Source organism: Sphingomonas sp. (assembly GCF_042091075.1).
Taxonomy (GTDB): Bacteria; Pseudomonadota; Alphaproteobacteria; order Sphingomonadales; family Sphingomonadaceae; genus Sphingomonas.
Map to the genome: position 1 here is coordinate 1 of NZ_JBELIE010000250.1, position 2552 is coordinate 2552.

2 protein-coding genes are annotated in these 2552 nt (G+C 70.8%); both read right to left on the reverse strand.

Translation table 11 applies throughout. From position 1 onward, the window contains the following. Positions 1-92: 92 nt before the first annotated feature. Complete coding sequence (locus ACFDSW_RS16260; RefSeq protein ID WP_375251299.1) at positions 93-1256, reverse strand: deoxyguanosinetriphosphate triphosphohydrolase; 1164 nt, start codon at positions 1254-1256, stop codon at positions 93-95. 5 nt (positions 1257-1261) lie between these two features. Further along, a partial coding sequence (locus ACFDSW_RS16265) for an SPOR domain-containing protein (protein WP_375251300.1) occupies positions 1262-2552 on the reverse strand: 1291 nt, incomplete at its 5' end.

Consider the following 2552-nt stretch of genomic DNA (forward strand, 5'->3'; position numbering starts at 1 on the left):
CCAACTGATCGCCGATTCCTCTGTGTGACGAAGGGCGGTGCCGTGGGCGCCACCCTTTTTCGTGGCGAGCATCGTTCACCGGCGCGATACCCTCAGAATCCTTCCGGCAGATCGATCGGCCCCACGACCTCGCGATAGCGCGCGACGGCGTAGCGATCGGTCATCCCCGCGATGAAATCAGCGATATGACGGCTGATCGCCGGCTCCGCCGCCGGCAGGCGATCGCGCCATTCCTGCGGCAAGCGCAGCGGGTCATCGCGATAAGCAGCGAACAGGCCCGCGACGACATGATGCGCCGCGGCAGCCGCTTCCAGTTGGCGCGGATGATGATACAGATTGGCGTACATGAAGCGTTTGAGTTCGCGCTCCGCCGCCGCCATCGCCGGCGAGAACGCGATCAGCGCCTGCCCCGCCGCGCGCACATCGTCCACCGTCCGCACCTCCGCCGCCGCGATCCGGCGACGCGATTCGGCGATCAGATCATTGACCATCGCGCCAATCTGGCTGCGGATCAGTTCGCCGGCCAGTCGCGCGCGTGGCAAGTCGGGAAAGCGAGTCGACAGGCGCGCCCAGCCCTCCGCCACCATCGGCACCGCCTCGATCTGCTCCAGCGTCAGCAATCCGGCACGCAGGCCATCGTCGATATCGTGATTGTCATAGGCGATATCGTCAGCCAACGCCGCCACCTGCGCCTCCAGTGAGGCATGGCTGGTCAATTCCAGCCCCGCTTCCCGGTCCGCTTCCGCCAGCGCCCAGCCGGGCGCGTGAATGGGGCCGTTGTGCTTCGCCAACCCCTCCAGCGTTTCCCAGGTGAGGTTCAGGCCGGGCCAGCGCGGGTACGGGCGCTCGATCCGCATCAGCGTGCGCAGCGTATGGCCATTGTGATCGAACCCGCCCTGCGCTGCGGTCGCCCGTTGCAGCGCATCCTCACCGGCATGACCGAACGGCGGGTGGCCGATATCGTGCGCCAGGCACAATGCCTCGGTCAGGTCCTCGTTCAGCCCCAATGTACGGGCGATGGTGCGGCCGATCTGCGCCACTTCCAGACTGTGCGTCAGGCGCACGCGGAAATGATCGCCATCGGGGGCCAGAAACACCTGCGTTTTGTGGCGCAACCGCCGGAAGCTGATCGAGTGAATGATCCGATCCCGATCGCGCTGGAAGCAGTCGCGCGGGCCACGATCGCCCGCTTCCTCCTCATGGCATCGCCCGCGGCTGTGCGCTGGCAGCGCGGCCCATGGGGCGAGATCGGTCACGCGCGTTATCGCTCGTCGAGCCGGGTCATCTTCTGACCGGGCGCGCTGGTGAAGGTGAAGGAAGAAAGCCCTTGCTTCGTCAGTGTATTGACGAACGCCCGCGCCTCCGCCTCGGTCTTGAACGGGCCGGTGACAACCCGGTTCGTGGCGCGCAGCGGGGTCGAATACCCACGCCGCCCCGCCAGCGCGCTGGCGCGCCCCTGCACCGCCTTCCACGCCTTGAGGAGATCACCCTCGTTGGCACCGCTCGACACCTGCACCCAGATGCGCTGCGGCTCGGACCGGGCGGCCTTCTTCTCGGCGGCGGCCTTCGCGGCCGCTTCCTTCTTCTCGGCCAGTTCCTGCGCCTTGCGTTCTGCGGCTTCCTTTGCCTTGCGGTCCGCCAGCGCCTTCGCGACCGCGGCTCGCTTGGCCTCCAGCCGGGCGCGCCGCTCCTCGTCGGCGGCGGCATTGCGCTCCGCTGCGCGCGCAGCTTCGTCAAGCGCGCTGGCGGCGACGGTTGCGTTCGGGGTCGACGTATCGGCCGGCTGGGGTGCCGGAGCGGGTGCCGCTCCCGGCATCGGCGCCACGCCAAGCTCGGAAGCGGGGATGGTGATCCCCGCGACGATCCGCGCCAGGATCGAATCCTCGCTCGTGCGGATCGCGGTGGGGCGCGGCGGCGGCGCCGGGTTCGCCGGCTGGACCAGTGCGCGTTCCGGCGCCGGCGTGGCCGCCGCGGACGATGGAACGGCCACCGCCGGCACGACGCCGGGAATTGGTGTCGCGCTGGCCAACTGCGCCGGCGGGGTCGCGCCGGACGAGGGCGCGGCCTGCGCCACGGTGGAAGCGACGGGCGCGGTAGCGGCGGGTGGCGACGCGCCGGTAGCCGCGGTCGCGACCGGCGTGGCCTGTGTCCCCACCGCCGTGGTGGCCGCAGTCGCACCGCCGGCGAGCGGTGCCGGCGTCCGCGGCGCGGCAGCGACCATCACCTGCCGCTCGGATGCCGGGGTCGATGCAGGTGCCGGCGTCGACGCAGGTTGCGGGGTGGGAGTTGGAGTGGACGTAGGCGCTGGCGTGGCGACCCTTGGCACCACTGGCGCGACGTTCGTCGTGGCGACGGCCAGCGTCGCTGGCGTCGACGTGGGCACGGGGGCCGGTACCGGGACGACGCCCGTGCCCGTCGAGCGGCTGGTCAGCACGGGGCGCGCCGCACGCTCCGCCGCGCGCCGCAGTCGCGCTTCTTCGGCACGGGAGGGGCGACGCTGCGCCGCGGCGACCTGCGTCGGGGCGGGCGTAGGCTGTGCCGTTGCCACTTGC